The sequence below is a fragment of the Stenotrophomonas bentonitica genome (assembly GCF_013185915.1).
Taxonomy (GTDB): Bacteria; Pseudomonadota; Gammaproteobacteria; order Xanthomonadales; family Xanthomonadaceae; genus Stenotrophomonas; species Stenotrophomonas bentonitica.
On the sequence record NZ_JAAZUH010000001.1, the window covers coordinates 2,357,993 to 2,384,396 of the forward strand.

Consider the following 26,404-nt stretch of genomic DNA (forward strand, 5'->3'; position numbering starts at 1 on the left):
ACATCTATTGACGAGCCCCGATGCATAAACCCTGACCGAAGCAACCAGCCTACCTTCCAACAATGCCTGATCGCTGTACCCGGCCCGATCGCTTGGGGTGAACCGCTGCATGACCAATGGACGCAAAGTGTACGAAGCCAGCTGCTCTCGCCCAGTTCGCTCGATGTACGAAAGTTCGAGGCCGTCCCGATCCGCGGAAAATCTCAATGCGTAGCCCGAACCAACAAGCAGCGCTTCTGTTTCACTGACGCGAACAACCTTCATCCGGAAACCGTCGATCAACGGACCCAATTCTACGGTCAACAAGACAGTCAGATCACCGCCCATTCCTGCATTCACGGGTTGGTCGCCACGCCTTCGGTTGCTGGATCATACTTCAGCTTGGTCCACCATACTCTGCCCATGGACATCCCGATTGGATAGCGCTCAACTCGGCTGATCGATTTCCGTCAGGAATGCAGCGAGCACCGCCCTATCCTGATCTGAAACTGCGCCCAGAACAGTGGCGCTGCTTAGGTGATACGTCAGCAATCGCAGCCTCGACTTGTCGCTGGGCAGGGTGTTCCTGAGCGTTGCCACAAAGCGCCTTACGCTCATGAAGGAAAGGAATATCAAGTAGGGCCTGTCACTGGCGAATGGAATTCCCGCGAGGTAATGGTCGGCAAGGCGGACTTGATCACCTCGGAGCCAGGACCGCCGAGTAAGCAGGTTGAAAGCGCGCCCATAGTTGAGCGATCCTGCCGGATAGGCATGCATCAGCCAGTCGGCCGCATCCAGAGACGACATCGCGCGAATCATCTTCGCCTCACGATTGACTTCTATGTCATCCATACGTCCTCGCAATGAAGCCGACCTGGTTGTTGAGGAACAGCGCGGCGAGTTGCTCTGGACCGACCAGCCCGCCGCAGACGTATCAGAGAGTTGAGGTCATCTCTCTGAAAACCCCGTTTCATACCGTCTGCCAAGCCAGCCCATAGCCCCTTCGCCCACTAGTAGCGCCCTGAACTGTCTCCAGTGCGAGAGAGCGAGCTGAAACTGCTCATAGGTGAAGTGCTGAGGGCGACCGCCATCTTACTTGTGTTCCGCCGCCGTCCACGTCCAGTCCAAGGCATTCATTCGGCTCGATGCAAAGCCTTGAAGTTCAGCGGAGCAACTCGCGATGTATCTCTATGAGCCACTGCCTTGCCTCTTCATCACTGTTTAACGCCAAACCAGTCACTTCGTTCAACTCCTCAATCGGAACGCGGTCCGATCCAACGAGACGTTCGAGCTGGGCCTTAAACTCGTCGGCATTAAAATCCGCATCACCACGCTTGATGATAGTCACCAACTCATTCAACTCATACCACTCTACATAGCGGAACGTTCGTAGAACCAGGCGCAGCAACTCAGGAATATTTCTCATAGTGTTGAACTTACATCGGAGATCTTCGTTATGGTTACGCTTCAGCGCATCCCCGGCACCTGATTAGTCCGGCACTTCAGCCAATTTGCCGATTGGGTCAATAGTAGTGGCGACCCAGTCGTTCCTACGCTGCATGGCTTCAAGGGCCGACAATGTTTGTGCAGCTCCCCCTGTGGGAGCAAAAGCGAGATTTCCGCACTCGCCCTAACGTGATAGCTCTCACGCTCAGCCCCTCGAGCGAGCGAACTCTCCTTACCGCAATCAGTTCCATCTGCTCGACAACGATCGGTTCATTGCACTGATCATGCGATGTTGAGAACATGCCCACCCTTTTCGAAGTCCGCCCTGATCCCTGCAACGATGTGATCAACCTCGTCCTTACCAATCTCAACATCCTCGTGCGGCGGATCCCAGCATCCAACTTGGTCTAGAAACAAAGTAAACCCCAAGTTCCCGTTCTCCGGGAAGAACATCTCCCCGGGTATGGTTGCGGTTTTCTCCTCCATCGCAACCTTTATGCAACCCCTGGTGACCTCCCTAATCATGACTCACCTCGAACGAAGATTGGTCTGTGCACGCCGGTCGCCGGGTCGCAAGTATTCTTTGCGCCGTGCGATGTACGTCTCTCGGCAAGGGTCACCCCTTCGCATCCAGTGATAGTAGATCTGACGCCCAAGCACGCTTCTTCTGACCTGTGACCGGGTGGAGGGCATCGCCCCCGGTCTGGGTAGGAAGGCACAACTTTGAAGCTCCGTACTGACCATTTGAAGATTACTTCGGAAGTCATAGTCAGTTTGCATCGTTCATCGTGGTGGGAATGGATGGGGCACATCTATCGGGCGCCGGCAACTCTGGCTTTGACTTTAACTGAGTTGAAGATCAAGCCGGGAGAGACGTTGTCACCAGGCAGAAATCGCCCTGCAGGCGTCGATATTGCATCGTGCTGGGCATAGTCGTCTTCAAGCGGGCAACCATGTCGGGGCTTCCCGGATTCCGCGATCCCCCGGGACGGGCCGGTTGTCAGCCACTCGCCACCGTCCGTCATCCCGGAAGTACTCGAATCGATTGCCTCGGCTATAAAGCACGCAATGACAACGATAATAATTCCGGCGCGGCAGATCCGCGCCCAGTACGATGATGCCACCCTCCGCGTTTACCAGGCCTACTCGGATACCATCGCCGAGAGTGCCCTGAAGCACCAGACCTTTGTCGCACCGCCGTTCAAGATGGAGCGGATGACGTGGATCAAGCCCTCCTTCCTGTGGATGATGTATCGCGCAGGCTGGGGCTACAAGGACGAGGGTCAGGCCCGGATCCTTGCGATCGACATTGCCCGCGAGGGCTTTGAGTGGGCATTGGCGCACAGCTGCGCCAGCCATCCCGAACCGGGGATGGGCGAGCAGGAGTGGGATGCGCTGAAGAAGCGTTCTCCCGTACGGGTGCAATGGGACCCCGAACGCGACCTGCACCACCGCCCCCTTGAGCACCGCGCGATCCAGGTTGGCCTGAGTGGTGAAGCTGTCCGCCTCTACGCCGGGGATTGGATCAAAAGGATTACCGACGTCACACCCCTTGCCCATCGGATACATGCGCTGGTAGCGGAGGATCGGCTGGAGGAAGCGAAGGCCACCCTTCCCATTGAAAGACCGTACTTGCCGGGCTGAGCAACGCACGGGGCCCGCCCTCTGGACAACGACGGGACCTGACGGCCGTTTTGACGGGGCTACCGCGGACGCGGCGATGCGGTATCGTCGCTCCACTTCAGCCATGCCCGGAACCGTCGATGCACTTCCGCAACATGCAGCAGGCCACGCCCCTTCGGGTTGCGCTCATGACGGCCGTCTTCGGCCTCTGCAGCGCTCCGGCCTTGGCCGGCGACGCCTCTGGTGGCTTGCAGGAGGACCGCGTCGCGCGCGTGGAGTCGGGCCTTTCCACCCCGGTAGTCATCAGAGGCGCCGGCGGCGGAAAGATGGACCTGCGCGAGCGCATGGCCTTCCACAAGGTGCCGGCTGTCAGCATCGCGCTGATCGAGAACGGCCGCGTCGAGTGGGCGCGTGCTTACGGCATGGTAAGCGCCGATGGGGAGCCGCCCCGCCCTGCCACGGTAGACACCTTGTTCCAGGCCGCGTCGGTCAGCAAGCCTGTAAGTGCGCTGGGCGCCATGCAGCTCGTCCAGCAGGGCACGCTGGCGCTTGATGCGCCGGCCAATGGCCACCTCAACGCATGGAAGATTCCGGACAACGCGTTCACCCGCGCTACGCCACCCACGCTCCGCATGCTGCTGAACCACAGTGCGGGCACGACGGTGCACGGCTACTTCGGGTATCCACAGGGAACGGCGTTGCCCTCCCTTCTACAGGTACTGGACGGCGCCCCACCGGCCGATTCGGATCCGGTACGGGTGGATGTGCAGCCCGGCACCCTGTGGCGCTACTCGGGCGGTGGCTTCAGCGTGGTGCAGCTGATGGTCACCGAAGCGACCGGGCAATCGTTCGGCCAATACATGCAGCGGTCGGTGCTTGGCCCGCTGGGAATGACCCACAGCACCTTTGACGTGGACCTCTCACCGCGCCAGCGTGCACTCGCGGCGACCGGGTTCAGCGCGGAGGGAACTCCCGTCGCGGGGGGCTGGCGGCGTTATCCGGAGTCGGCTGCCGCCGGGCTGTGGACGACACCCACGGACCTGGCGCAGGTAGTGCTTGAAGTGCAGCGCGCTGCTGATGGCGCAGCCGGCAAGGTACTGACGCACGCCAGCGCCCAGCAGATGCTGACGCGTGGCTTGGGCGAGTACGGGTTGGGGCTGTACGTGGAAGACCTGGGCGGGCGCACGAGCTTCGCGCACAGCGGTGGTACCAACGGCTTTCGGGCGCAGATCTATGGCTACACCCACAGCGGCCAAGGCGTGGCGATACTGACCAACAGCGACAATGGCGCGGCCTTGATCTCGGAGATCCTGGCCAGCATCTCCGCCGAGTACGACAGGACATGGTGTTGAACGTCACCCGCAATGCAGACGACAAGGTGACGGGGTTCTCGCTGGTCCGGGGCGCGAGCACCTACCAAGCCACTCGCAGCTGAGCATTCCACCTCAGATTGGACATGACGCTTGTGGCCCAAGGGTTTCGGGCACGCCGTCACAGCTTGCTGGGTCCATTCATGGCAGATTATGGCAAGACCCATAATTATGGCGATTGGCATAATTTTTCATAATGAACACGCTTGCGGACATCCACTACTTTCCCCGAGAAAAGTTGGTCCAGACAGTTCACCAGGCGCTGGGCTCGGGGCTGACGCATGCAATCACCATGTTCGCTGCACGGCGCATGGGCAAAACACTTTTCGTGAAGAATGACCTTGTTCCAGCTGCAGAGGCGTGGGGTTGGCGGGCGTGCTACATCGACCTGTGGGTCAGGCGCGACCACCCAGAGGCGGCGCTGGTCCAGGAACTGGAAGCTGCCGTGCGGCCCAAGGGGCTCCTGGCGCGGGCGATCAAGCCTGACAAGTTGACCGCAAAGGCGGGCTACGGAGGATCAGGTGTTCATGCGGAGTGGCTGCCAAACACTGCTGAGCTGGACTTGCAGGGCAGGCTGAGGAATGCGATGCGTAGTTTGGCGCATGCCAATGATCAACCTGTCCTGCTCATCCTGGACGAGTTCCAGACGCTCGCCAACGGCATGCACGAAGATTTCATCGCTGCCTTCCGCGCCTCGATGCTGGAACTTCAACCCAGGTTGAAGTTGTTTTTTACCGGCTCTTCCCGCGAAGCACTCAATGCGATGTTCCGCAAGCGAAAAGCCCCCCTCTTCGATGCCGCACTGTCGTTGCCGCTTCCCGAGCTGGACGAAGACTTCGTGCAGAACCGCGCTTTCATCTTTCAGAAGATGACGGGACGGACCGTTGACGAGGCGGAGTTGGGCAACGTCTTCGAGCGCATTGCGCACGTACCGCTCTACCTCAATCAGATCATCCTGCACATGGTGGTGGGCATAACGTCCGACCCATGGGAGGGCCTGCGCAGGTGGCAGGACGAGATAGGCGAAACAGGATTGCGCGAGCAGTGGCTCATGCTGAAGCCGGTAGACAGGTTCATCCTGGTGCATCTGGCAACCCGGCAGTCGGAGAGCCTTTTTGGCAGCGAGTTCAGCGCTCTGGCGACTGAGCGACTTGACGACAATACCTCGTACAACCCACAACGCATCCAGACCGCCGTGGCCCGACTTGTAAAGGCCTTGGTGCTCGCGCCAAAGGGTGTCAAGGGCGAGTACGAAATCGAGGATCGTGCACTGGCCACTTATCTCGCAAGCGGGCCAAGCGTGGTGGGATGAAAGTAACAATGCCCGCACGTGGCGGGCATGGGTTGGCATTCGCAGGGGCCAGGTCACCTCAATGCGTTTCTGCTTCCACCTTCGCGTAGAAGTACCTTGTCGGGGTGATCCGGGACATCGGGTGGTAGGTCACCCCAGGACGACCCGTGGCGAGTGGAAACTTCACAGGCGGATCCACCTTGATGGTGATGACGCCTTTCCTGGCTTCGATCTTCAGCTTCGCGCCTGCGGTGAAGCCGATCTCACGCAGCCATTGGCCCTGGATCTTCAAGACCGGAATCTGCTTCTGCACGGTTGACCTCCAATGGTTGTAGCCCTCGACGGAATGGCGAGGGGATCGGAGCCCACATCCAGCATGCTCAAGAGTTTTGCGCTCCGACCTGCACCGTGCGCGCTGGATCGCAGGGAGGCAATTAGGTTTTTTCTATTGGTTTTCGCAGTCTCATTGACGGCGCCTACCCATTGACGCTTCTGCCATCTAATGGGGCTTCCGATAGATGGTGTGAATCGAAGTACTGAGACCTGCGTTCGCGATGGACGCCTGAAGCGTCCAGCGACTCAAGGAGGTTCCATCGGCCACGGTTGACGTTATGAGCAAACCCCGCCGGGCAGAGCCCGGCGCTACTTGCTGCTGACGTACTTTTCGCGGCGGACCTGCGGGGTGGGCAGGCCGGCGTCCTTCAGGACCTCGAAGGTGGCGTCGACCATGTCCGGGTTGCCGCACAGGTAGGCGATGTCGGTGGCCGGGTTGGGGGCGAACTCGGCCAGGTGCTGCTGCACGTAGCCGTGGCGCACGTCCGGGTGCGGGGCGTCCGGCAGCTCGCGGGACAGGCACGGGACATAGCGGAAGCCCGGATGGGCGGCGGCGAAGGCGTAGAAGTCGTCGCTGTAGAGCAGCTCGTCGGGGGTGCGGGCACCCTGCAGCAGCACCACCTCGACCCCGCGCTCGGCCATGGCGGTGGCCAGCAGCGGCAGCATGGAGCGGTACGGGGTGACCCCGGTGCCGGTCGCGATCAGCAGGTAGCGGGCGTTGTGGTCGCCGGGCATCAGGCAGAACCGGCCGAACGGGCCGCTGGCGGTCACGTGGCCGCCCAGGTCCAGGCCCTCGAACAGGGCCGTGGCAGCGCCGCCGGGCACGAAACTGACTGCAATATCAACGGCTTCGCCCGGTGCCAGGGCGTGGTCGTGGATCGTGGCCAGGGAGTAGCTGCGCTTGGTGGCGGTGCCGTCGGCGTACTCGAAATGGACCTGGATGAACTGTCCGGGCTGGAAATCCAGCGGCTGGCCGTCATCACGCAGGAACTGGTAGTGGCCGACGGTGGGGGCCAGCATGCGCCGGTCGATCAGCTTGAGGGGGAATTGAACAGGCACGAATTTGGGAAACAGTGTGTAGCCGGGGCAAACCCCTGAGGCCTTCTATAATAGCCGCTCCCCCGCCCCTATCCAGCGCCGACCCTTGGGCGCGAAGGCAAGAGCTTGGCATCCCAGAATCCCCCCGCGACCAGTACCGCCCCCGCCCTGCGGGTGCGCGACCTCCGCAAGACCTATGACAACGGCACCCAGGCGCTGAAAGGCGTTTCGCTGGACGTTGCCCCGGGTGACTTCTTCGCGCTGCTGGGCCCGAACGGGGCCGGCAAGTCCACCCTGATCGGGATCATCAGCTCGCTGGTGAACCTGAGTGAAGGCCAGGTGGAGGTGTTCGGCAGCGACCTGGTGCGCAGCCGCAGCGCCACCATGCGCCTGATCGGGCTGGTGCCGCAGGAAATCAACTTCAACCTGTTCGAGAAGCCCTTCGACATCCTGGTGAACTACGCCGGGTTCTACGGGGTGGCGCGCGCGGAGGCCGAGCAGATGGCCGAAGTGGAGCTCAAGCGCGCCCACCTGTGGGAGAAGGCGCAGGTGATGAGCCGCACGCTGTCGGGCGGCATGAAGCGCCGGCTGATGATTGCCCGCGCGATGATGACCCGGCCGCGGCTGCTGATCCTGGACGAACCCACCGCAGGCGTGGACATCGAGATCCGCCGCGACATGTGGCGGGTGCTGAAGGAGATCAACGCGGCCGGTACGACGATCATCCTGACCACGCACTACCTGGAAGAAGCCGAGCACCTGTGCCGCAACCTGGCCATCATCAACCACGGCCAGATCGTCACCCAGGGCCCGATGCGCGAGCTGCTGGCCAAGCTGGACGTGGAAGGCTTCCTGTTCGATATCGACGGTGAGCTGCCGGCGCAGCTGCCGGTGATCGAGGGCACCACGATCACGGCGATCGACGGGCACACGCTGGACGTGGACATGCCGCGCGCGATGGACCTGAACCGGGTGTTCGCGGCACTGAACGCGTCGGGGATCCGGGTGCGTTCGATGCGGACCAAGAGCAACCGGCTGGAGGAGCTGTTCGTGCGGCTCACCGGCAACCAGGAGAATGCGGCATGAGCAGCACCCCGACCCCGGTCCTGACCGACGGCCAGCGCAACCGGATCGCGCTGATGACGATCGTGCGCCGCGAAGTGGCGCGCATCCTGCGCATCTGGGGCCAGACCCTGGTGCCGCCGGCGATCACGATGACGCTGTACTTCCTGATCTTCGGCGGGCTGATCGGTTCGCGCGTGGGCGAGATGGGCGGCTACAGCTACATGCAGTTCATCGTGCCGGGCCTGGTGATGATGAGCGTGATCCAGAACAGCTACGGCAACATCAGTTCGTCATTCTTCGGGGCGAAGTTCGGGCGGCACGTGGAAGAGCTGCTGGTGAGCCCGATGCCGAACTGGGTGATCCTGTGGGGCTACGTGGCCGGTGCGGTGTTGCGTGGTCTGATGGTGGGCATCATCGTGCTGATCATCGCGATGTTCTTCACGCCGGTACGCATTCCGCACCCGCTGGTGACGCTGACCACGGTGCTGCTGGGCGCGACGATCTTCTCGCTGGCCGGCTTCATCAATGCGGTTTACGCCAAGAAGTTCGATGACGTGGCGATCGTGCCGACCTTCATCCTGACGCCGTTGACCTATCTGGGTGGCGTGTTCTATTCGGTGAAGCTGCTGCCGGGCTGGGCCGAAGCGGCCACGCATGCGAACCCGATCTTCTACATGGTCAACGCGTTCCGCTACGGCCTGCTGGGCAGCAGCGACGTGCCACTGTGGGTGGCCTACGCGCTGATGATCGGCTTCGTGGTGGCACTGACCGCGCTGGCGCTGTGGTTGTTGAAGCGGGGTGTCGGGATGCGGAGCTGATCTGCCTCCTCCCCCCCTCTTGATTGGCGGCCGAAGCCGCCGTTTAATACCTCGGCGTCACCCAACCGAACCCGTCCCTGGCCGAGCCAGGGGCGGGTTTTATTCGTGTAGCACTCCACAGGGGATACCAGGATGGTTTTCAGCAACACACGGAATACGTTTGGATGCATCGGACTCGCAATTGCCCTGCTCGCGCTCTCGGGCTGTTCCACCAAGCCCATACCGCTCAACTACGCGCCAAGTTCGGTGCTTTCGGCCCATGGCACGGTCAATGTAACCACGTTCGAGTACCTGCCTGCCAAGGGAGGCGAGATCAAACCGAACCAGGTGCGCAACACCGCCATGGGGGACGTGCTTTTCGAGCGCAACGTGGACGTGATCCTGCGCGACGCGGTGTTCTCCGAACTGCGTCTGGTCGGGGTCACCATGGATGGACAGGCGGACGCGCTGAGCGGCCAGATCCAGGAGTTCCTGATCGATGATCTGGGTTACAGCGTGGATTGGACGCTGCGCATTCGCTATGTGCTGAAAGACAAGGACGGCAAGGTGGTTTACGACCAGGTCAAGGAGACCAAGCGGAACACCAGCAAGTTCGTCAATGTATTTGCCTCGCTTAACGAGACAATCAAGCACAACGCCGAACTGATCATCCAAGACCAGGCGTTCATCGGCGCGATCAACTAGCATCCGCCCGGGTGGTGCCCGTGCAAACGGGCACCACTGCTTGGGGTAAGGTGATGTACCCCTACCCTGTTGACACGACTTCATGCGCATCCTTGTTCTCGGCGCCGGCGGAACCGGCGGCTACTTTGGGGGACGGCTGGCCCAGACCGGGTTGGACGTGACCTTCCTGGTGCGCCCTGTCCGCGCCGCTCAGCTGGACCAGGATGGACTGGTTATCCGCAGTCCGCTGGGTGATGCAGCGTTCCCGGTGGCGCATGTCACGGCTGACGCGCTGCCCGCGCTGGCGGCGGAACAGCCGTTCGACCTGGTGATGTTGAGCTGCAAGGCCTACGACCTTGAGAGCTCGATCGAGGCGATTGCGCCCGCGGTGTCGTCGCGTACCACGGTGCTGCCGATCCTCAACGGGCTGCGCCATTACGCAGCGCTGGATGCGCGTTTCGGGCGCGATGCGGTGCTGGGCGGGCTGTGTTTCATCAGTGCGACCAAGGCGGACGATGGGGCGGTACTGCATCTTGCGCCTGCCGCAAAGATCACCTTTGGTGAGCGCGATACGCCCGGCAGCAGTGCGCGGGTGTTGGCACTGGCCGCGGCCTGTGTGCAGGCCGGGGTAGACCATGTGGCCAGTGAGGCGATCGGGAAGGAACAGTGGGTCAAGTACACGTTCCTGACCGCGCTGGCGGCCGCGACGTGCGTGATGCGGGCCGATGTGGGCATGATCGTGGCGACCGACGACGGTGCTGCGGTGGTCCGCGGCCTGTATGACGAGTGCCTGGCGGTGGCCGAGGCGGCCGGAGAGCCGGTTCCGGAGAAGGCGCGCACGATTGCGCTGTCTGCGTTGACCCAGGAAGGCTCTGCGTTGAAGGCGTCGATGCTGCGCGATCTGGAAGCCGGCCAGCAGGTGGAGGCGGAGCAGATCGTGGGCGACATGTTGGCGCGGGCACGCGCTGCTGGCCAGGCGGCGCCGCTGCTGGCGGTGGCGTACGCGCATCTGCAGGCGTACCAGCGCAGCCGCGCGGGTTGAACATGACGGCCGGTGCGCTTCCGGCGCGGGTGCTGGTGCTGGGAATGGGGTATGCCGGGCGACATGTTGCGTCGTTGCTGCAGTCGCTGGGCGTGGCGTGCAGTGGGTCGGTGCGCGATGTTGCGGTGGCGCCGGAGGTCATCCGCGATGCGGAGGCGGTGCTGTGTACGGTGCCGCCGGATGAGGACGGCGACCCTGTTCTGCGCTTGCTGATGACACAACTGCGCGACAGCCCTTCGATGCGCTGGGTGGGGTATCTCTCTTCTACTGCCGTGTATGCCGACCGCGACGGTGGCTGGGTGGATGCGCATTCGGCTGCCGATGCGGTGGATGAATCAGCGCGACGGCGTTTGCTGGCGGAGCAGCAGTGGCGCGCACTCGCGCTGGAAAAGGGCATCGCATCGGCAGTGTTCCGCCTGCCCGGGCTGTATGGGCGTGGGCGCAATGCGCTGGTGCAGTTGGCCGAAGGACGCGCACGGCATGTGCTGAAGCCCGGGCTGGTGTTCAACCGGCTGCACGTGGAAGACCTTGCGACGGCGGTGGTGGCGGCCATGCGCCGTGCCGAGCCCGCGGCGTTGTATCTGCCCTGCGATGATGAAGCGGCAGCGCCACAGCAGGTGCTGGCGTATGCGGCGGCGCTGGGCGGATTCGAGATGCCGCCCGCAATGGCGTGGGACGATCCCTCGTTGAGCCCGGCGTTGCGGCGGTTCTATGCCGGGTGTAAACGGATCGACAGCCTAGGGACGCGTGAGGCGCTGCAGTGGGCGCCGAGGTTCGCGACGTATCGCGAAGGCCTCCAGGACGCGTTCAACGGGTAGAGCCACGCCCTGCGTGGCTGCAATGCCCGGATACCAGGAAGGGTCGGCGCGTCAGCCACGCAGGGCGTGGCTCTACCGCCTCATTCAACGGGTGGAATGCGGAAGAAGGCGCGCGTTGCGGCCGTGGCATTCGCTGCCGTGGTCGCCACGTCCTCGCCTCGATCCCGCGCCAGGTCTTCGACGATGTGCTTCAGGAACATCGGCTCGTTGCGGCGGTCCTTCGGCATCGGCTTCAGGCTGCGCGGCAGCAGGTACGGCGCGTCGGTCTCCATCATCAGGCGCGCGGCCGGAATGTGCTTGACCAGTTCACGCAGGTGCGCGCCACGGCGTTCGTCGCACAGCCAGCCGGTGATGCCGATGTACCAGTCCTGGTCCAGGTAGTCGAACAGCTCCTGGCGCTCGCCGGTGAAGCAATGCACCACCGCCGCGCCGATACGACCGTCGAAGTTCTTCATCTGCGCCATGAAGTCGGCATGGGCGTCGCGCTGGTGCAGGAACAGCGGCTTCAACGCGCCATCAGCACCGCGCACCTCGCTGGCCAGCTGCAGCTGCCGTTCGAAGGCGCGGTGCTGGGCCGGGCGCGGGGCGAAGTCGCGGAAGTAGTCCAGGCCACACTCACCCACCGCCACTACTTCGGCATGCGCATGCAGGGCACGCATTTCGGCGTCGCACTCGTCGGTGTACTCCACCGCGTGGTGCGGGTGCACGCCGGCAGTGGCGTACAGGAAACCGGGATGCTGGCGGGCCAGGTCCAGCGCCATCGGCGAGTGCTCGCGGCTGGCGCCGGTCAGCACCATCTGCACCACGCCGGCCTCACGGGCGCGGGCCAGTACGGCGTCGCGGTCGCGGTCGAAGGAATCGTGGGTGAGGTTGGCGCCGATATCGATCAGTTGCATGGGGCAGGTACAGGGCAGTTGATCGCGCCATTGTAGCGTGCCGCCCGTGCGGGCCCTGCCCGCGGCCCGTATCCTTGCGGCATGAGCTCGCCTGATTTCCCGATTTCCCCGCTGCTGCCGCAGATCGCCACGCACCTGGCCGCGCATCCGCGCCTGGTGCTGGAAGCGCCACCTGGCGCGGGCAAGACCACCCAGGTGCCGCTGGCACTGCTGGACGCGCCGTGGCTGGAAGGGCGGAAGATCATCATGCTGGAACCGCGCCGGATCGCCGCGCGTAGTGCCGCGCAGTTCATGGCGCGGCAGCTGGGCGAAGACGTCGGCGAGACGGTGGGCTACCGGATCCGCTTCGAGAACAAGGTGTCGGCGCGCACCCGGGTGGAGGTGGTCACCGAAGGCATCCTGACCCGCATGCTGCAGGACGACCCGATGCTGGAAGGCGTGGGTGCGCTGCTGTTCGATGAATTCCACGAACGCCACCTCGCCGCCGACCTTGGCCTGGCGCTGGCGCTGGATGTGCAGGCACAGCTGCGTGATGACCTGCGCATCGTGGTGATGTCGGCCACGCTGGACGGTGAGCGGCTGGCGCAGTTCCTGGACGCGCCACGCCTGGGCAGCGAGGGACGCAGTTTTCCGGTCGCGGTCAGCCACTTCCCGGCCCGCCGCGACGAGGCGCTGGAAGCGCAGGCGCGGCGCGCGGTGGAACAGGCGCTGGCGGAACATCCCGGCGACGTGCTGGTGTTCCTGCCCGGCCAGCGCGAGATCTCGCGCACCCTGGCGGCGCTGGAGCAGGCGCTGCCGGCCCACATCCAGGTGCTGCCCCTGCACGGCGAACTGCCGGTCGAGCAGCAGTCGCGCGTGCTGCAGCCGGACCCGAACGGACACCGCCGGGTGGTGCTGGCCACCAACGTGGCCGAGTCCTCGGTGACCCTGCCGGGCGTGCGCGTGGTGATCGATGCAGGGCTGGCGCGCGAGCCACGCTACGACCCCAACAGCGGTTTCTCGCGGCTGGACGTGGTGAGCATCGCGCAGGCCTCGGCCGACCAGCGCGCCGGCCGTGCCGGACGCGTTGCGGACGGCTGGGCGTGGCGGCTGTGGCCGCAGTCGCAGCGGCTGGAAGCGCAGCGCCGACCGGAGATCGCACAGGTCGAACTGGCGGCGCTGGCGCTGGAACTGGCGGCATGGGGCAGCGACGACCTGCGTTTCGTGGACGCTCCGCCGGTGGGTGCGATGGCGGCCGCGCGCGAGCTGCTGCAGCGGCTGGGCGCGCTGGGCGGAGACGGCGCGCTGACTGCGCTGGGCCGGCGCATGCTGGCGCTGGGCACGCACCCGCGCCTGGCGGCGATGTTGTTGGCGGCCGGCAACGGCAGCGAACAGGCGCTGGCCTGCGACTTGGCCGCACTGGTGGAAGCGCGCGACCCGCTGCGCCAGGGCGGTGATGCGCTGGCCGCGCGCTGGCGGGCGCTGGCGGCGTTCCGGCAGGGGCGTGCACCGCACGACGCCAACCGCGGTGCGCTGGCGGCCATCGATGCGGCCAGCAAGCAGTGGCGTCGGCGCCTGCGCTGCGACAGCGCGCTGCCGACCACGGTGGAAGCGCACCAGCTGGGCGACCTCCTTGCGCATGCCTTCCCCGACCGCATTGCCGCCCGCCACCCGACCGATCCACAGCGCTACCTGCTGGCAAACGGCCGCAGCGCGCGCCTGTTCGACCCCAGCGACCTGCGCGGTGAACCGTGGCTGGTGGCGGTGGAACTGCGCTACGAGGCCCGCGATGCGCTGCTGCTGCGTGCGGCGCCGGTGGACGAGAACGGGCTGCGCCGCGATTTCCCCGACCGCTTCCAGCAGGAAGACGTGGTGCGCTGGGATGCGGACAAGCGCGCCCTGGTGGCCCGCCGCGAGAGCCGCTTCGACCGCATCGTACTGGACAGCCGTTCGGCTGGCCGGGTCGACCCGGCCCAGGCCGCGCAGGCCCTGACCGACGCGGTGCGCGAGCTTGGCCTGGAGGCCCTGCCGTGGACCGATGGGCTGCGCCAGTGGCAGGCGCGCGCCGTTGCACTGCGCACGTGGATGCCGGAACTGGAACTGCCGGATGTCTCCGATGCCGCGCTGATGGCGTCGTTGCCGACATGGCTGACCCCGGCATTCAACGGGAAAACCCGGCTGGATGCGCTGGATGAATCGGCGTTGGGCGAAGCGCTGAAGTCGCCGATGCCGTGGGCGCAGCGGCAGCTGGTCGACCGCCATGCACCGCTGCGGATGGCGGTGCCGTCGGGGATGGAGCGCGGCATCCAGTACGCGCTGGAGGCGGACGGCCACACCCCGCAGCCGCCGGTGCTGGCAGTAAAGCTGCAGGAGCTGTTCGGGCTGGCCGACACTCCGCGCATCGCCGACGGGCGCGTGCCGCTGACGCTGCACCTGCTGTCCCCGGGGGGACGCCCGCTGCAGGTGACCCAGGACCTGCGGAACTTCTGGGCGAACACCTATGCCGAGGTAAAGAAGGAGATGAAGGGGCGGTATCCGAAGCATCCCTGGCCGGATGATCCCTGGACGGCTACGGCTACGCATCGGGCAAAGCCTCGGGGGACCTGATTCCGCGTGGAGCCACGCAGGGCGTGGCTCTACCGGTTTCCGTTCATGTCTGGGGGCCAACCGGCGTTTTGGGCGCAGCTGAATCGATTGCGGGTATTGGTTATGGTGGTGACCGGATCGTGGCCGGCGGATAACACGCCCTACACGGCCCCCGCGCGACACTGGATTCCGAACCGAGGCAAAGGACCCCCCAATGAGCAGACTGACCGTGATTACCGACCGCGCCCTGGAGCGTGCACTGGATCTGGCAAGCAACGCCGGCGACGGCCTGAAGCATGCCGGCAGCCACCTGCGCCACCTCGGCCCGCAGGCGACCGACTGGATCAAGACCGGTGCGGCGCTCGGGGCGGTGAAGACCGGCAGCAAGGTCGCGGCCAAGGCCGTGCGTCGCAACCCGGCGGCGACCATCGCAGTGGCTGCGGTGGGCGTGGGCCTGCTGGGCTATGCGCTGTACCGCAAGCAGCAGAAGAAGAAGCTGGCCAACGGCCACGTCGTCAACGGCCAGGCCGAGCGCATCAATGCGCGCAACCGCCGCAACACTACCGTGGTGGACGAACACAGCGACATCGGCAGCGACGCCTGATTGTTGCATCAAACCGAATTGAGAAACCGCCGGCCTGCCCGGCGGTTTTTCTTTGCCGGTAGAGCCACGCCCTGCGTGGCTGCGATGTTGATCGGCACATTCAGCCACGCAGGGCGTGGCTCTACCGGAGGGTGTGCCATTCGCCGGGCTGCAGACCTTCGAGGCTGTGCGGCCCCATCGCCACGCGCACCAACCGCAATGTCGGCAATCCCACCGCTGCGGTCATGCGCCGCACCTGCCGGTTCCGTCCTTCGCGCAACGTGATCGCCAACCACGCATCCGGCACGGTCTTGCGAAACCGCACCGGCGGCATGCGTTCCCACAACGCCGGCGTCTCCAACCGCTCCACCCGCGCCGGCAAGGTCGGCCCGTCGTTCAATTGCACGCCACGGCGTAGCGCCTGCAACTGTTCGTCGCCAGGCGTGCCCTCCACCTGTACCCAGTAGGTCTTTTCTTCCTTGTGGCGTGGGTCGGTGAGCCGGTGCGCCAGCCGGCCATCGTCGGTCAGCAGCAGCAGGCCTTCACTGTCATAGTCCAGCCGCCCGGCCGCATACACGTCCGGCGGCAGCCCGAACCCGGCCAGCGTGGCACGCGGCGGCTGGCTGCTGTCGGTGAACTGGCACAGGACGTTGAACGGCTTGTTGAAGGCGATGAGCATGGGTGGGACAGCAGCGACGGTGCGCCATTGTCCCACCCATCGAGGCTGCGGCGTTACGACTTCACGAAGCGCAGGGTCATGCGGTCGCTTTCGCCGATCGCCTTGTACTTCGCATCGTCTGCGGCGTCATGGTTGTTCACCGGCGGCAGGGTCCACACGCCGTTGGGGTGGTCCTTGGTGTCGCGCGGGTTGGTGTTGATCTCGCTGGTGCCGGCCAGCTTGAACCCGGCCGCTTCGGCCATGGCGATCACCTGGGCCTGGCCGACGTAACCGCTCTTGTCGTCGGCGGGCACGTCGGTCTTGGCGCGGTGCTCGACCACCCCCAGCACGCCGCCCGGCTTGAGCACCTTGTAGAAGCCCTTGAACATGCCCTCGGCCTGGTTGGCGGTGCGCCAGTTGTGCACGTTGCGGAAGGTCAGTACCACGTCGGCCGAGTTGTCCGCGCCGAACGTGGGCGCGTTCGGGTCGAACTGCACCACCGTGGCCTTGTCGTACATGCCCGGGGTCGCCGCGAATTTCTTCTGCAGGCCGTCGATCTGGCGCTGCTGGTAGTCGCGGCCCTTGCCTTCGGCCACGGCCTTGGGATCGACCACGGCGGCCACGTAGGCGCCCTTGTCGCGCAGCAGCGGTGCCAGGATCTCCGAGTACCAGCCGCCACCGGGGGTGATTTCGACCACGGTCTTGCCCGGTTCCACGCCGAAGAAGGACAGTGTCTGCGCCGGGTGGCGGTACGCGTCGCGCTTCACGTTGGCCGGGTCGCGGCCCTTGCCGTCGACGGCAGCCTGCACGGCCGGGGTGATGGCGACCTGGGCGTTGGCGCCGGCCGGCTTGATCGCCATGGCGGGGGCCGCGAGCAGCAGGGTGGAGACGGTGAACAGGCAGGCACAGCTGAGCGAACGGGCTTTCATCGAATCACCTACGGTGGACGGGATGCGGCGAGCCTAGCAGCCGCGATGTCAAAGGTGTTCACAAAACGTTAGTGCAGTGCAGCGAAGCGGAACACTGTTTTGTGGCCGGCGCCGCAGCGGTGTCATGGACGGGCACTTATGCTGTGACTCTTGCTTTGGATTGGAGGATTGCCCATGACTGCACCCCGCGAACTCGGCCGTTCCGGCCTGAAGGTGCTTCCCATCGCGTTCGGCGGCAATGTGTTTGGCTGGGGTGCGGACGAGAAGACCTCGTTCGCACTGCTCGATGCGTTCGTCGACGCCGGCTACAACCTGGTCGACACCGCCGATGTGTATTCGGCCTGGGTACCGGGCAACCAGGGCGGCGAGTCCGAAGCGATCCTGGGCCGCTGGTTCCAGCGCAGCGGCAAGCGCGACAAGGTGGTACTGGCCACCAAGGTCGCCAAGTGGGCCGAACACCCGGGGCTGTCGGCCGACAACATCAGCGCGGCAGTGGAGGATTCGTTGCGTCGTTTGCAGACCGATGTGATCGACCTGTACCAGGCGCACGAAGACGACGAGTCCACGCCGCTGGAAACCACGCTCGCCGCGTTCGGCCGGCTGATCGAACAAGGCAAGGTGCGCGCGATTGGCGCGTCCAACTACAGCGCCGCGCGGCTGCAGGCGGCGTTGAAGGTCTCCGAGGATTACAAGCTGCCGCGTTATGAGACGCTGCAGCCGGAGTACAACCTGTATGACCGCGCCGGTTACGAAGACGGGTTGGAGGCGGTGGCGCGCGAACATGGGCTGGGCGTGATCAGCTACTACTCGCTGGCCAGCGGCTTCCTGACCGGCAAGTACCGCAGCGCCGATGATGCGGGCAAGAGCAGTTCGCGCGGCAGCAGCGTGGTGGGCAAGTACGTGAACCCGCGCGGCCTGCGCATCCTGCAGGCGCTGGATGACGTGGCCGGCAGCCACAAGGCGACGCCGGCGCAGGTGGCGATTGCGTGGTTGATCGCGCGGCCGGGCATTACCGCGCCGATTGTGAGCGCCACCAGCGTGGCGCAGCTGCAGGACGTACTGGCCGCGGCGAAGGTAGACCTGACCGCAGAAGACGTAGCCCAATTGGAGTCCGCAAGCGCGTAGTGCCGGCCGTTGGCCGGCTCTGCACGGGGTCTGGCATCGCCTGGAGCCGGCCAGCGGCCGGCACTACGGGGTTGCCGGATCTTCCGCGATCAACGCGTGGTGCAGGCTGACGCCTGCACGCACGCCTTCGGCGCTGGCCAGGGTGATGTTGCCCATCACGGTGGCATCGCCGGCCGCGTACACGCCGGGCACCGTGGTCTGCTTCTGCGCGTCCACGCGGATCAGCACGCCAACCGGGCTTTCATCCAGTTCGCAGCCCAGCTGCTCCACCAGCGGCGATGCCATCTGCTGGCGCGCGCTGACGAACAGGGCACGCAGGTCGATGCGGCGGCCGTCGGCCAACAGCACCGCGCTCAGTTGCGGGGCCTCGCCTTCGAGCGCGACCACCTGTTCGGTTTCGATGCGCACACCGCGCCGCTGCAGGGTGGCAAGGGTCTCCTCGTCGAAGCTCATGCCGTGCGCGAACAGGGTGACTTGGCCCCAGTCGGCGAGCACGCCGGCCATCATGCTGGACAGTGCATGGCCGCCGAGCAGGCCGATCTGGCCGCCGCCGATCTCATAGCCGTGGCAGTAAGGACAGTGCAGCACGCTGTGGCCCCAGCGCTCGGCCAGCCCGGGCAGGTCGGGCAGTACGTCGCGGATGCCGGTGGCAAGCAACAGCTTGCGTGCCGCCCAGGTTTCACCACCGGCGCTGGTGACCGCAAAGCCATCGACCGTGGGCTGCGCGTCGATGACGGTTTCGGTGGCCCAGCGCACGGTGGAGTAGTCCAGCAGCTGTGCCTTGGCCTGGCGCAGCAGATCGCTGCCGGCGATGCCGTCCAGGCCGAGCACGCCATGCGAATGGCTGGAGAAGCGGTTGCGCGGCAGCCCGCTGTCGACCACCAGCACGCTGCGACGCGCACGCGCCAGCATCATCGCGGCGGACAGGCCGGCGAAACTGCCGCCGACGATCACGGCATCAAAGCTCATGCGGAACTCCTGCTGCATGGTGGGCCAGGTGCTGGGCGAAGGCCTCGCCCAGGGTGGCCAGGGTGGTGGCACGCAGGCGGGCTTCGAGCAATGCCTGCGCCTGTTGGTAGCTTTCATCCAGGGCGGTGTTGACCACCTGCTGCACCGGGCAGCCCCGGCCGGTTTCGCGCACGCCGGTGTGCAGCAGCGCGGGCGAGCCGATCGCACGGTAGACGTCGTGCAGGGTGATGCTGGCCGGGTCGCGCGCGAGCTGGCTGCCACCGCCATGGCCGCGCGCGGTGTGCACCAGCCCGCCCTTGTGCAGGGCGGCGAGCAGGCGCCGGATCACCACCGGGTGGGTCGGCAGGCAGGTCGCAAGCTGCTCGGAGGTGCGCGGTCCGGCCTGGCCAACCAGGTGGGCCATGATGTGGAGCGCGTCGGAAAACTGGTTGCTGGATTTCATGTAACAACGATAGTTACATATTTGGCAGCCGTTGGGTAGCGTCGGCCGTTGGTCGACGCTACCGGAGAAACGCCTTGCCCGTGAGGTTGTCTGCCAGGTGATCCAGGAAGCTGGTGATCCGCGCCGATACCGCCGTGTTGCGGTAGTAGACGGCGTGGATGGGCTGGCGCACCTCCACGGTGAGGGCGGGCAGCACCTGGATAAGGGTGCCGGCATCGCGGTCGCGCTGGGTCATGAAGTCGGACAGGCAGACCATGCCGGCGCCTTCCAGCGCCAGCCGGCGCAGGGTTTCACCACTGGACACCGCCACCGCCGGGCGGATGTACAGCAGCGCGTCGGTGTTTCCGGGCAGCGGCCAGTGGTTGAGCGAGTCGGGTTCGTTGAAGCCGAGCAGTGCGTGCCCGGCCAGGTCGTCCACGGTCTGCGGCGTGCCGTGCGCGGCCAGGTAGGCAGGACTGGCCAGCACCCGCAGGCGGCTGTGCGCGAGCGGGCGCGCATGCAGGGTGGAGTCGGCCAGCGGGCCGATCCGGATCGCCACGTCGGTGCGGCGTTCGAGCAGGTCGATGTAGCGCTCGCTGCTGTTGAGTTCCAGCTGCACCTCGGGGTACCGCGCACGGTAGCCGGCCACCAGCGGGGCGATCACGTGCAGCACGAACGGGGTGGCCGCATCCACGCGCAGCCGCCCGGCCGGACGTTGCCGGCGCGCGGCGACCTGCTCTTCCGCTGCTTCGACCGAGGCCACGATGGCACGGGCCTGGGCGAGGAAGGCGTCGCCTTCTTCGGTGAGCTGCAGGCGCCGGGTGGTGCGGGTCAGCAGCGTGGTGCCGAGCTTTTCCTCCAGCCGCGCCAACGCGCGGCTGACCCCGGAAGTGGTCTGGCCCAGCTGCTCGGCGGCAGCGGTGATCGAGCCGCTGTCGATCACGGCGATGAACGCCTGCATTTCATCGAGGGTGGTCTTCATACCGCCTATTATTGACCATGAAGCAAGAGTCATTGGCGTGAAGACCGGTTTTTCGGCAAGAGTGCGGCGCGCAGACTGCGCACCTCCTTCTTCCACCGGTAACCGTCATGTCCCGTGGCATTCCCTTGGCCTTGTTGGCGCTCACGCTCGGTGCGTACGCCATCGGCACCACTGAATTCGTCATCGTCGGGCTGGTCCCGACCATCGCCACCGACCTGGGCGTGTCCCTGCCCTCGGCGGGCCTGCTGGTCTCCCTGTACGCGCTGGGCGTGGCCGTAGGCGCACCGGTACTGACCGCGCTGACCGGGCGGGTGCCGCGCAAGACGCTGCTGGTGGCCTTGATGGTGCTGTTCACCCTGGGCAACGTGATCGCGTGGATGGCGCCCAGCTACGGGTCGCTGATCGTGGCGCGGGTGCTGACCGGCCTGGCCCACGGCGTGTTCTTTTCGATCGGCTCGATCATCGCCACCTCGGTGGTGCCGAAGGAGAAGGCCGCCAGCGCCATCGCGATCATGTTCACCGGGCTGACCGTGGCGCTGGTCACCGGCGTGCCGCTGGGCACCTTCATCGGCCAGCACCTGGGCTGGCGCGCCACCTTCCTGGCGGTCGCCGCGCTCGGCGTGGTCGCGCTGCTCGGCAGCCTGCTGTTCGTGCCGCGCAACCTGCAGCGCAGCAAGCCGGCCACCTTCGGCCAGCAGCTGGCGGTGCTGGCGCAGCCGCGCCTGCTGCTGGTGTACGCGATCACCGCGCTGGGCTACGGCGGTACCTTCCTGTCGTTCACCTACCTGGCCTCGATCCTGCAGGACGTCACCGGCTTCTCGCCGAACGCGGTGAGCCTGGTGCTGCTGGTGTACGGCGTCTCGGTGGCGGTCGGCAACCTGTGGGGCGGCCGACTGGCCGACCGCCGCGGCCCGGTGCCGGCGCTGAAGCTGATTTTCGGGTTGTTGGCACTGGTGCTGTTCGCGCTGACCTTCACCGCGCACAACACGTGGCTGGTGCTGCTCACGGTACTGGCGCTGGGCGCGGTGGCGTTCGGCAACGTGCCGGGCCTGCAGGTGTATGTGGTCAAGCAGGCGCAGCGCTTCGCCCCGCAGGCGGCAGACGTGGCCTCGGGCCTGAACATCGCCGCGTTCAACGTCGGCATCGCAATGGGCGCCTCGCTCGGCGGCCTGGTAGTGGACCACCTGGGGCTGATGCACACGCCGTGGCTGGGCGCGCTGGTGGTGCTGGGTGCGCTGGGTCTGACCGTGCTGAGCGGCCGGCTGGATCGCCGCGACGGTGTTGCCGAACGCGCAGAAGGCCTCGTGGTCGCCGCGCATTGATCGGTTCGATTTCCCTCGTTTAACAGTGCCCGGCGTAGCCTGCACTGCCCTCCCCCCTGAAGGAGTTTCCATGAGCATTCCCGCATTTGGCCTCGGCACCTTCCGCCTGAAAGGCCAGACCGTCATCGACTCGGTCCGCAACGCATTGGACGTGGGCTACCGCGCCATCGACACCGCGCAGATCTACGGCAATGAAGCCGAGGTCGGCCAGGCCATCGCCGAGTCCGGCGTGGCGCGCGGGGACCTGTTCCTCACCACCAAGATCTGGATCGCCAGCTTCCAGCACGACGCGTTGCTGGAAAGCCTGCGCGAGAGCCTGCGCAAGCTGCGCACCGACCATGTCGACCTGACCCTGATCCACTGGCCGTCGCCGAACGACGCGGTGCCGATGGCCGAGTACCTCGGGGCGCTGAAGCAGGCGAAGGACGAAGGACTGACCCGGCAGATCGGCATCTCCAACTTCACCATCGCGCTGACCCGCCAGGCCATTGAGATCCTCGGTGCCGATGCCATCGCCACCAACCAGGTCGAGGTCCACCCGTACCTGCAGAACCGTGCGCTGATCGCATTCCTGCGCGAACAGGGCATCCATGTCACCGCGTACATGAGCCTGGCCTATGGCGAGGTGCTGAAGGACCCGGTGATCCAGGCGATTGCCGACCGCCACGACGCCACCCCGGCGCAGGTGGCACTGGCCTGGGCGCTGCAGCAGGGCTTCGCGGTGATTCCGTCGTCCACCCGTCGCGAGAACCTGGCCAGCAACCTGCTGGCGGCGGACCTGACGTTGACCGACGAGGACATGGCGCAGATTGCGACGCTGGATCGCGGGCATCGGTTGGCGAACCCGGAGGGGATTGCGCCGGCGTGGGATTGAGGGCGGTCAGGTGCAGCGTTTCGTTTGTGGGTCATGCCACAACGGGATGTTGCACCGTTATCGGCGGTCGATCGGGATGCGACCCTACCGGGTAAATCCGCGCACGTCAGGCCAGCAACCACTCCCGCATGGCGTTGCTGACTTCTTCCGGCTTCTCCATCGGTGCGAGGTGGCCGCAGTCGGGAATCACCACCAGGGTTGAGCCGGGGACCAGCGCGTGCATCTCCTCGCTGATCGGCAGCGGGGTGATGCGGTCGTTGGCACCGCAGACGATCAGAAGCGGGTCGCGGTAGCCGGCCAGCACGTCGTGGCCGTCGCTGCGCTCGAGGGCGCTCTGGCGCAGGAAGACCTCGGCGCCCAGGCGCGCGGTCATGTCGCGCACGCGCTGCACCAGTACGTAGTCGTCCAGCCGCGAGGCGTCGATGTAGCTGCGCATCAGCTTGTCGCCGAAGCCATGGAAGGTACCGGGCAGGCGCACGCTGGCGCGCTGGCTCTGGCGCTGGGCGGCGCGCTCGGGCGAGTCGGCATGGATGGAGGTGTCGATCAGCGCCAGCCGCAGCACGCGTTCTGGCGCTACGCGCAGGATCTGCTGGGCGACGAACCCGCCCAGCGAGAAGCCGGCCAGGGCGAAACGCGGCGGCGCCTGCGCCAGCACGTCGTCGACCACGGCCTGCAGGGTTTCGCCCCTTGTCTGATCGCCCACGGTGCAGTCGGCGATGTCCGCGATCTGCGCGCGCCATAGTTCGGCGTCGTTGAGCAGGCCGGGCAGCAGCAACAGGGGAGTGCGTTCGGTCATGCGGCCATTGTCGGCGATCCTGCCGGCAATGGCGTCTTGCCACCGGTCCTGTGTGTTCCGCCCCGGTCAGTGCGTGATGCCCTCCGGCGGTACCGCCGCCTGCGCCTCCTGCACCGGCAGGGTCACCACCATCACGGTGGGATCGTCGGGGTCGAGCTTTGTCTTGAAGCCCAGCGCCTGGCACATCGCCAGCATGGTGCTGTTCTCGCGCAGCACCTGGCCTTCGACGATGTTCAGGCCGAGCCACTGGGCGTACTCGATCATGATGCTCATCAGGCGCCAGCCGATGCCGTGGCCCTTGAGGTCCGAGCGGATCAGGATGCCGTACTCGCCCCGGTCGTAGTCGGCGTCGGCGTGCAGGCGCACCGCGCCGAGCATGTCGCCGCTGCGCGGGTCGATCGCCACCAGCGCGATGGAGCGGGCGTAGTCGAGCTGGGTCAGGCGTGCGATGAATTCGTGGCTGAAATGCTTCACCGACTGGAAGAAGCGCAGGCGCAGGTCGTCATCGGTCACGCGCGCGAAAAAGGCGCGGAACAGCGCGTCGTCTTCCGGGCGTACCGGGCGCACGAACGCCGGCGCGCCGTCGGAGAGGGTGAGGGTGCGCTCCCACTCCTTGGGATACGGGAACACCGCAAAACGAGGATGGCCACGGCCCTTGTGCAGCTTGCGCGACGGCGCGATGGCCACGCGTGCGTCCAGCGCGATCACCCCGTCGCGGTCGGCCAGCAGCGGGTTGATGTCCAGGGTGCGCACTTCGGGAATGTCGGCGGCGAGCTGGGCCAGCTTGACCAGGATCAGCGCGACCACGCGCTCGTCGGCCGCCGGCACGTCACGATACGCCTTGAGGATGCGCGAGACGCGGGTACGGCCGATCAGCTCATGGGCCAGGCGCAGGTCCAGCGGCGGCAGTGCCAGTGCCTTGTCGTCGATCACTTCCACGGCGGTGCCGCCGCGGCCGAACACCACCACCGGGCCGAAGGTCGGGTCGTCGGCGATGCCGGCGATCAACTCGCGCGCCTTGGGCCGCACGATGGTGGGCTGCACCAGCACGCCCTCGATGCGCGCGTTCGGGCGCAGTTCGCGGGCGCGGGCGAGGATGGAGCTGGCCGCGGCCTGCACCGCCTGCAGCGTGCCCAGGTTGAGGCGCACGCCATCCACGTCGGACTTGTGCGGGATGTCGGCGGAGAACACTTTCACCGCCACCGTGGCGCCCTGCTCCAGCAGGGGCTGGGCCAGGTCCATCGCTTCGTGCGCGTCGCGCGCCTGCATCACCGGCGCGGACGGGATGCCGTACGCCGAAAGAAGCTGGTGGGTGGCGATCGGGTCCAGCCACTGCTGCCCGGCCGCCAGCGCAGCCTCGACGATCGCGCGCGCGGCGGCGGTGTCGACCACGAAATCCTGCGGCAGGCTGGGCGGGGTTTCCATCAACGCGGCCTGCGCGTCGCGGTAGCGCACCAGGTGCTGGAAGCCGCGCACGGCTTCGGCCTCGGTCGGGTAGGTCGGTACGCGCGCGGCGTTGAGGGTGGCGGTGGCGCGGTCGTCGTTGCCCAGCCACACCGCGAACACCGGCTTGTCGCGGTGGTGGCGCGGGCGCAGGCCGAGCGTGCGGGTGAGCGCCTGTGCGGCGTCGGCCGACGACGTGAACGCGGTCGGCACGTTGACCACCAGCACGGCGTCGTTGCCGGGGTCGGACATCAGTGCGTCGATGGCGGCGGCATAGCGCTCGCCGTCGGCGTCGACCACGATGTCGACCGGGTTGCTGCGCGACCAGCCTTCCGGCAGGACGGCGTCGAGGGCCTCGACGGTGCCCGGCGAAAGCTCGGCCAGGCTGCCGCGCAGGGCCAGCAGCTGGTCCACGGCCAGCCGCCCCACCCCGCCGCCGTTGCTGAGGATCGCCAGCCGACGGCCCGGGAAGGTGCCGAGCCGGCCCAGCGTTTCAGCGGCGGTGAACAGTTCGTCCAGCGCGCTCACCCGCAGCAGGCCGGCACGGTTGAACGCGGCGCCATACACCGCGTCGGAGCTGGCCAGAGCCTGCACGTGGGTGTCGCCATCGGGATCGACGCGGATGTGGCGGCCGGACTTCACCACCACCACCGGCTTGGCGCGCGCGGCGGCACGTGCGGCCGACATGAACTTGCGCGCGTCACGGATTTGTTCGACGTAGAGCAGGATGGCGCGGGTACGGTAGTCGGTGGCGAAATAGTCGAGCAGGTCGCCGAAGTCGACATCCAGCGCGTCGCCGAGCGAGACCACGGCGGAAAAACCCACCGAGCGCGCCACGCCCCATTCGACCAGCGCAGCCGCAATCGCGCTGGATTCGGAGATCAGCGCCAGGTCGCCGGCCTGCGGGAAATGCGCGGCAATGCTGGCGTTGAGGCGCGCGTGCGGGGCGATCACGCCCAGGCAGTGCGGGCCGAGGATGCGCAGGCCCTTCGGGCGTGCGGCAGCTTCGACCTGCTCGCTGAGCGAACCCGGTCCCTGGCCGAGGTTCGCGGTGAGGATGATGGCCGCTGCCACGCCGCGCTCGGCGGCGGTGGCGACCACCTGCGGCACGATGCTGGCCGGTGCGGTGATGACGATCAGCTCCGGCACCCAGTCCAGGTCCTTGAGCCGCTTGACCGTGCTGATGCCGTCGATCTCGCCGTAACGCGGGTTGATCCACGCGACCTTGCCCGGGAAGCCGGTGGCGCGCAGGTTGCGCATCACCGCGCGACCGGCGGAGCGCTCGCGCGGGCTGCCGCCGACGACGGCCACCGACTGCGGACGGAATACGGACTGCAGGTGGTAGGTGCTCATGG

26 protein-coding genes are annotated in these 26,404 nt (G+C 66.1%); 13 read left to right on the forward strand and 13 right to left on the reverse strand.

The window, feature by feature from the left end:
- Positions 1–426: 426 nt before the first annotated feature.
- The 3 genes from HGB51_RS10415 to HGB51_RS10425 all read right to left on the reverse strand — a co-directional run bounded on the left by HGB51_RS10415 (position 427) and on the right by HGB51_RS10425 (position 1,950).
- Positions 427–831, reverse strand: coding sequence for a hypothetical protein (locus HGB51_RS10415; protein ID WP_070209536.1), 405 nt, complete (start codon positions 829–831; stop codon positions 427–429).
- Positions 832–1,141: 310 nt separating this feature from the next.
- The gene (locus HGB51_RS10420; RefSeq protein WP_141739242.1) at positions 1,142–1,405 is read right to left on the reverse strand and encodes a hypothetical protein; all 264 of its coding nucleotides are present in this window, start codon (positions 1,403–1,405) and stop codon (positions 1,142–1,144) included.
- Between the two features lie 302 nt (positions 1,406–1,707).
- Positions 1,708–1,950 carry an Imm74 family immunity protein gene (locus tag HGB51_RS10425; protein WP_070209534.1) on the reverse strand — a complete coding sequence of 81 codons (243 nt, stop codon included), beginning with the start codon at positions 1,948–1,950 and terminating at the stop codon, positions 1,708–1,710.
- Between the two features lie 543 nt (positions 1,951–2,493).
- On the opposite strand from HGB51_RS10425, the gene HGB51_RS10430 reads away from it, so the two are divergent.
- From HGB51_RS10430 to HGB51_RS10440, 3 genes are all read left to right on the forward strand, one after another.
- Positions 2,494–3,069 carry a DUF4291 domain-containing protein gene (locus HGB51_RS10430; protein WP_070209533.1) on the forward strand — a complete coding sequence of 192 codons (576 nt, stop codon included), beginning with the start codon at positions 2,494–2,496 and terminating at the stop codon, positions 3,067–3,069.
- 119 nt (positions 3,070–3,188) lie between these two features.
- Positions 3,189–4,400, forward strand: a complete 1,212-nt coding sequence (locus tag HGB51_RS10435; RefSeq protein ID WP_246233422.1) for a serine hydrolase domain-containing protein — start codon at positions 3,189–3,191, stop codon at positions 4,398–4,400.
- 214 nt (positions 4,401–4,614) lie between these two features.
- A complete protein-coding gene (locus HGB51_RS10440) occupies positions 4,615–5,730 on the forward strand; it encodes an ATP-binding protein (RefSeq protein WP_070209481.1) in 1,116 nt (371 codons plus the stop codon).
- Positions 5,731–5,788: 58 nt separating this feature from the next.
- On the opposite strand, the gene HGB51_RS10445 is transcribed toward HGB51_RS10440, so the two are convergent.
- Entirely contained in the window at positions 5,789–6,130 is a 342-nt protein-coding gene (locus HGB51_RS10445) for a SymE family type I addiction module toxin (protein ID WP_084739110.1), read from the reverse strand.
- A 221-nt stretch (positions 6,131–6,351) separates the two neighbouring features.
- Positions 6,352–7,101: a ferredoxin--NADP reductase gene (locus HGB51_RS10450; protein WP_084739111.1), complete on the reverse strand. Its 750-nt coding sequence runs from the start codon at positions 7,099–7,101 to the stop codon at positions 6,352–6,354.
- Between the two features lie 105 nt (positions 7,102–7,206).
- On the opposite strand from HGB51_RS10450, the gene HGB51_RS10455 reads away from it, so the two are divergent.
- The 5 genes from HGB51_RS10455 to HGB51_RS10475 all read left to right on the forward strand — a co-directional run bounded on the left by HGB51_RS10455 (position 7,207) and on the right by HGB51_RS10475 (position 11,486).
- Positions 7,207–8,166, forward strand: coding sequence for an ABC transporter ATP-binding protein (locus HGB51_RS10455; protein ID WP_070209484.1), 960 nt, complete (start codon positions 7,207–7,209; stop codon positions 8,164–8,166).
- Complete coding sequence (locus HGB51_RS10460) at positions 8,163–8,963, forward strand: ABC transporter permease (RefSeq protein WP_070209485.1); 801 nt, start codon at positions 8,163–8,165, stop codon at positions 8,961–8,963. The genes HGB51_RS10455 and HGB51_RS10460 overlap by 4 nt, the downstream gene beginning before the upstream one ends.
- 132 nt (positions 8,964–9,095) lie before the next feature.
- Positions 9,096–9,647, forward strand: a complete 552-nt coding sequence (locus HGB51_RS10465; RefSeq protein WP_141739238.1) for a hypothetical protein — start codon at positions 9,096–9,098, stop codon at positions 9,645–9,647.
- Positions 9,648–9,729: 82 nt separating this feature from the next.
- Positions 9,730–10,668: a 2-dehydropantoate 2-reductase gene (gene panE / locus HGB51_RS10470; RefSeq protein WP_070209487.1), complete on the forward strand. Its 939-nt coding sequence runs from the start codon at positions 9,730–9,732 to the stop codon at positions 10,666–10,668.
- Positions 10,669–10,670: 2 nt separating this feature from the next.
- Positions 10,671–11,486, forward strand: coding sequence for a Rossmann-fold NAD(P)-binding domain-containing protein (locus HGB51_RS10475; protein WP_070209488.1), 816 nt, complete (start codon positions 10,671–10,673; stop codon positions 11,484–11,486).
- A gap of 80 nt (positions 11,487–11,566) precedes the next feature.
- Here the strand turns inward: HGB51_RS10475 and HGB51_RS10480 are convergent, their stop codons facing one another.
- The gene (locus HGB51_RS10480; protein WP_171966807.1) at positions 11,567–12,382 is read right to left on the reverse strand and encodes a TatD family hydrolase; all 816 of its coding nucleotides are present in this window, start codon (positions 12,380–12,382) and stop codon (positions 11,567–11,569) included.
- Positions 12,383–12,463: 81 nt separating this feature from the next.
- On the opposite strand from HGB51_RS10480, the gene hrpB reads away from it, so the two are divergent.
- Both hrpB and HGB51_RS10490 read left to right on the forward strand, forming a co-directional pair.
- The gene (gene hrpB / locus HGB51_RS10485; protein ID WP_070207146.1) at positions 12,464–14,968 is read left to right on the forward strand and encodes an ATP-dependent helicase HrpB; all 2,505 of its coding nucleotides are present in this window, start codon (positions 12,464–12,466) and stop codon (positions 14,966–14,968) included.
- 193 nt (positions 14,969–15,161) lie between these two features.
- Entirely contained in the window at positions 15,162–15,551 is a 390-nt protein-coding gene (locus HGB51_RS10490; RefSeq protein WP_070207147.1) for a hypothetical protein, read from the forward strand.
- Between the two features lie 121 nt (positions 15,552–15,672).
- Here HGB51_RS10490 and HGB51_RS10495 read toward each other — a convergent pair whose 3' ends face one another.
- Both HGB51_RS10495 and HGB51_RS10500 read right to left on the reverse strand, forming a co-directional pair.
- Positions 15,673–16,209: a pseudouridine synthase gene (locus HGB51_RS10495; RefSeq protein WP_070207148.1), complete on the reverse strand. Its 537-nt coding sequence runs from the start codon at positions 16,207–16,209 to the stop codon at positions 15,673–15,675.
- 53 nt (positions 16,210–16,262) lie between these two features.
- Positions 16,263–17,117, reverse strand: a complete 855-nt coding sequence (locus tag HGB51_RS10500; protein WP_070207149.1) for a class I SAM-dependent methyltransferase — start codon at positions 17,115–17,117, stop codon at positions 16,263–16,265.
- A 174-nt stretch (positions 17,118–17,291) separates the two neighbouring features.
- Here HGB51_RS10500 and HGB51_RS10505 point away from each other — a divergent pair, with 174 nt between their 5' ends.
- A complete protein-coding gene (locus HGB51_RS10505; protein ID WP_070207150.1) occupies positions 17,292–18,242 on the forward strand; it encodes an aldo/keto reductase in 951 nt (316 codons plus the stop codon).
- A gap of 63 nt (positions 18,243–18,305) precedes the next feature.
- Here HGB51_RS10505 and HGB51_RS10510 read toward each other — a convergent pair whose 3' ends face one another.
- The 3 genes from HGB51_RS10510 to HGB51_RS10520 are packed head-to-tail and all read right to left on the reverse strand — an operon-like array spanning position 18,306 to position 20,614.
- Complete coding sequence (locus HGB51_RS10510; RefSeq protein WP_070207182.1) at positions 18,306–19,211, reverse strand: NAD(P)/FAD-dependent oxidoreductase; 906 nt, start codon at positions 19,209–19,211, stop codon at positions 18,306–18,308.
- Entirely contained in the window at positions 19,201–19,653 is a 453-nt protein-coding gene (locus tag HGB51_RS10515; RefSeq protein WP_070207151.1) for an Rrf2 family transcriptional regulator, read from the reverse strand. The genes HGB51_RS10510 and HGB51_RS10515 overlap by 11 nt, the downstream gene beginning before the upstream one ends.
- 58 nt (positions 19,654–19,711) lie before the next feature.
- Positions 19,712–20,614 (reverse strand): LysR family transcriptional regulator, encoded by a 903-nt coding sequence (locus HGB51_RS10520; RefSeq protein WP_070207152.1) that lies wholly within the window; start codon positions 20,612–20,614, stop codon positions 19,712–19,714.
- Positions 20,615–20,721: 107 nt separating this feature from the next.
- Between HGB51_RS10520 and HGB51_RS10525 the strand changes: the two genes are divergently transcribed.
- Positions 20,722–21,936 carry an MFS transporter gene (locus tag HGB51_RS10525; RefSeq protein WP_070207153.1) on the forward strand — a complete coding sequence of 405 codons (1,215 nt, stop codon included), beginning with the start codon at positions 20,722–20,724 and terminating at the stop codon, positions 21,934–21,936.
- 70 nt (positions 21,937–22,006) lie between these two features.
- The gene (dkgB, locus tag HGB51_RS10530) at positions 22,007–22,810 is read left to right on the forward strand and encodes a 2,5-didehydrogluconate reductase DkgB (RefSeq protein WP_070207154.1); all 804 of its coding nucleotides are present in this window, start codon (positions 22,007–22,009) and stop codon (positions 22,808–22,810) included.
- Between the two features lie 106 nt (positions 22,811–22,916).
- Here dkgB and HGB51_RS10535 read toward each other — a convergent pair whose 3' ends face one another.
- Complete coding sequence (locus tag HGB51_RS10535; protein WP_070207155.1) at positions 22,917–23,606, reverse strand: alpha/beta fold hydrolase; 690 nt, start codon at positions 23,604–23,606, stop codon at positions 22,917–22,919.
- A 66-nt stretch (positions 23,607–23,672) separates the two neighbouring features.
- The gene (locus tag HGB51_RS10540) at positions 23,673–26,402 is read right to left on the reverse strand and encodes a bifunctional acetate--CoA ligase family protein/GNAT family N-acetyltransferase (RefSeq protein WP_070207156.1); all 2,730 of its coding nucleotides are present in this window, start codon (positions 26,400–26,402) and stop codon (positions 23,673–23,675) included.
- Between the last annotated feature and the right edge of the window lie 2 nt (positions 26,403–26,404).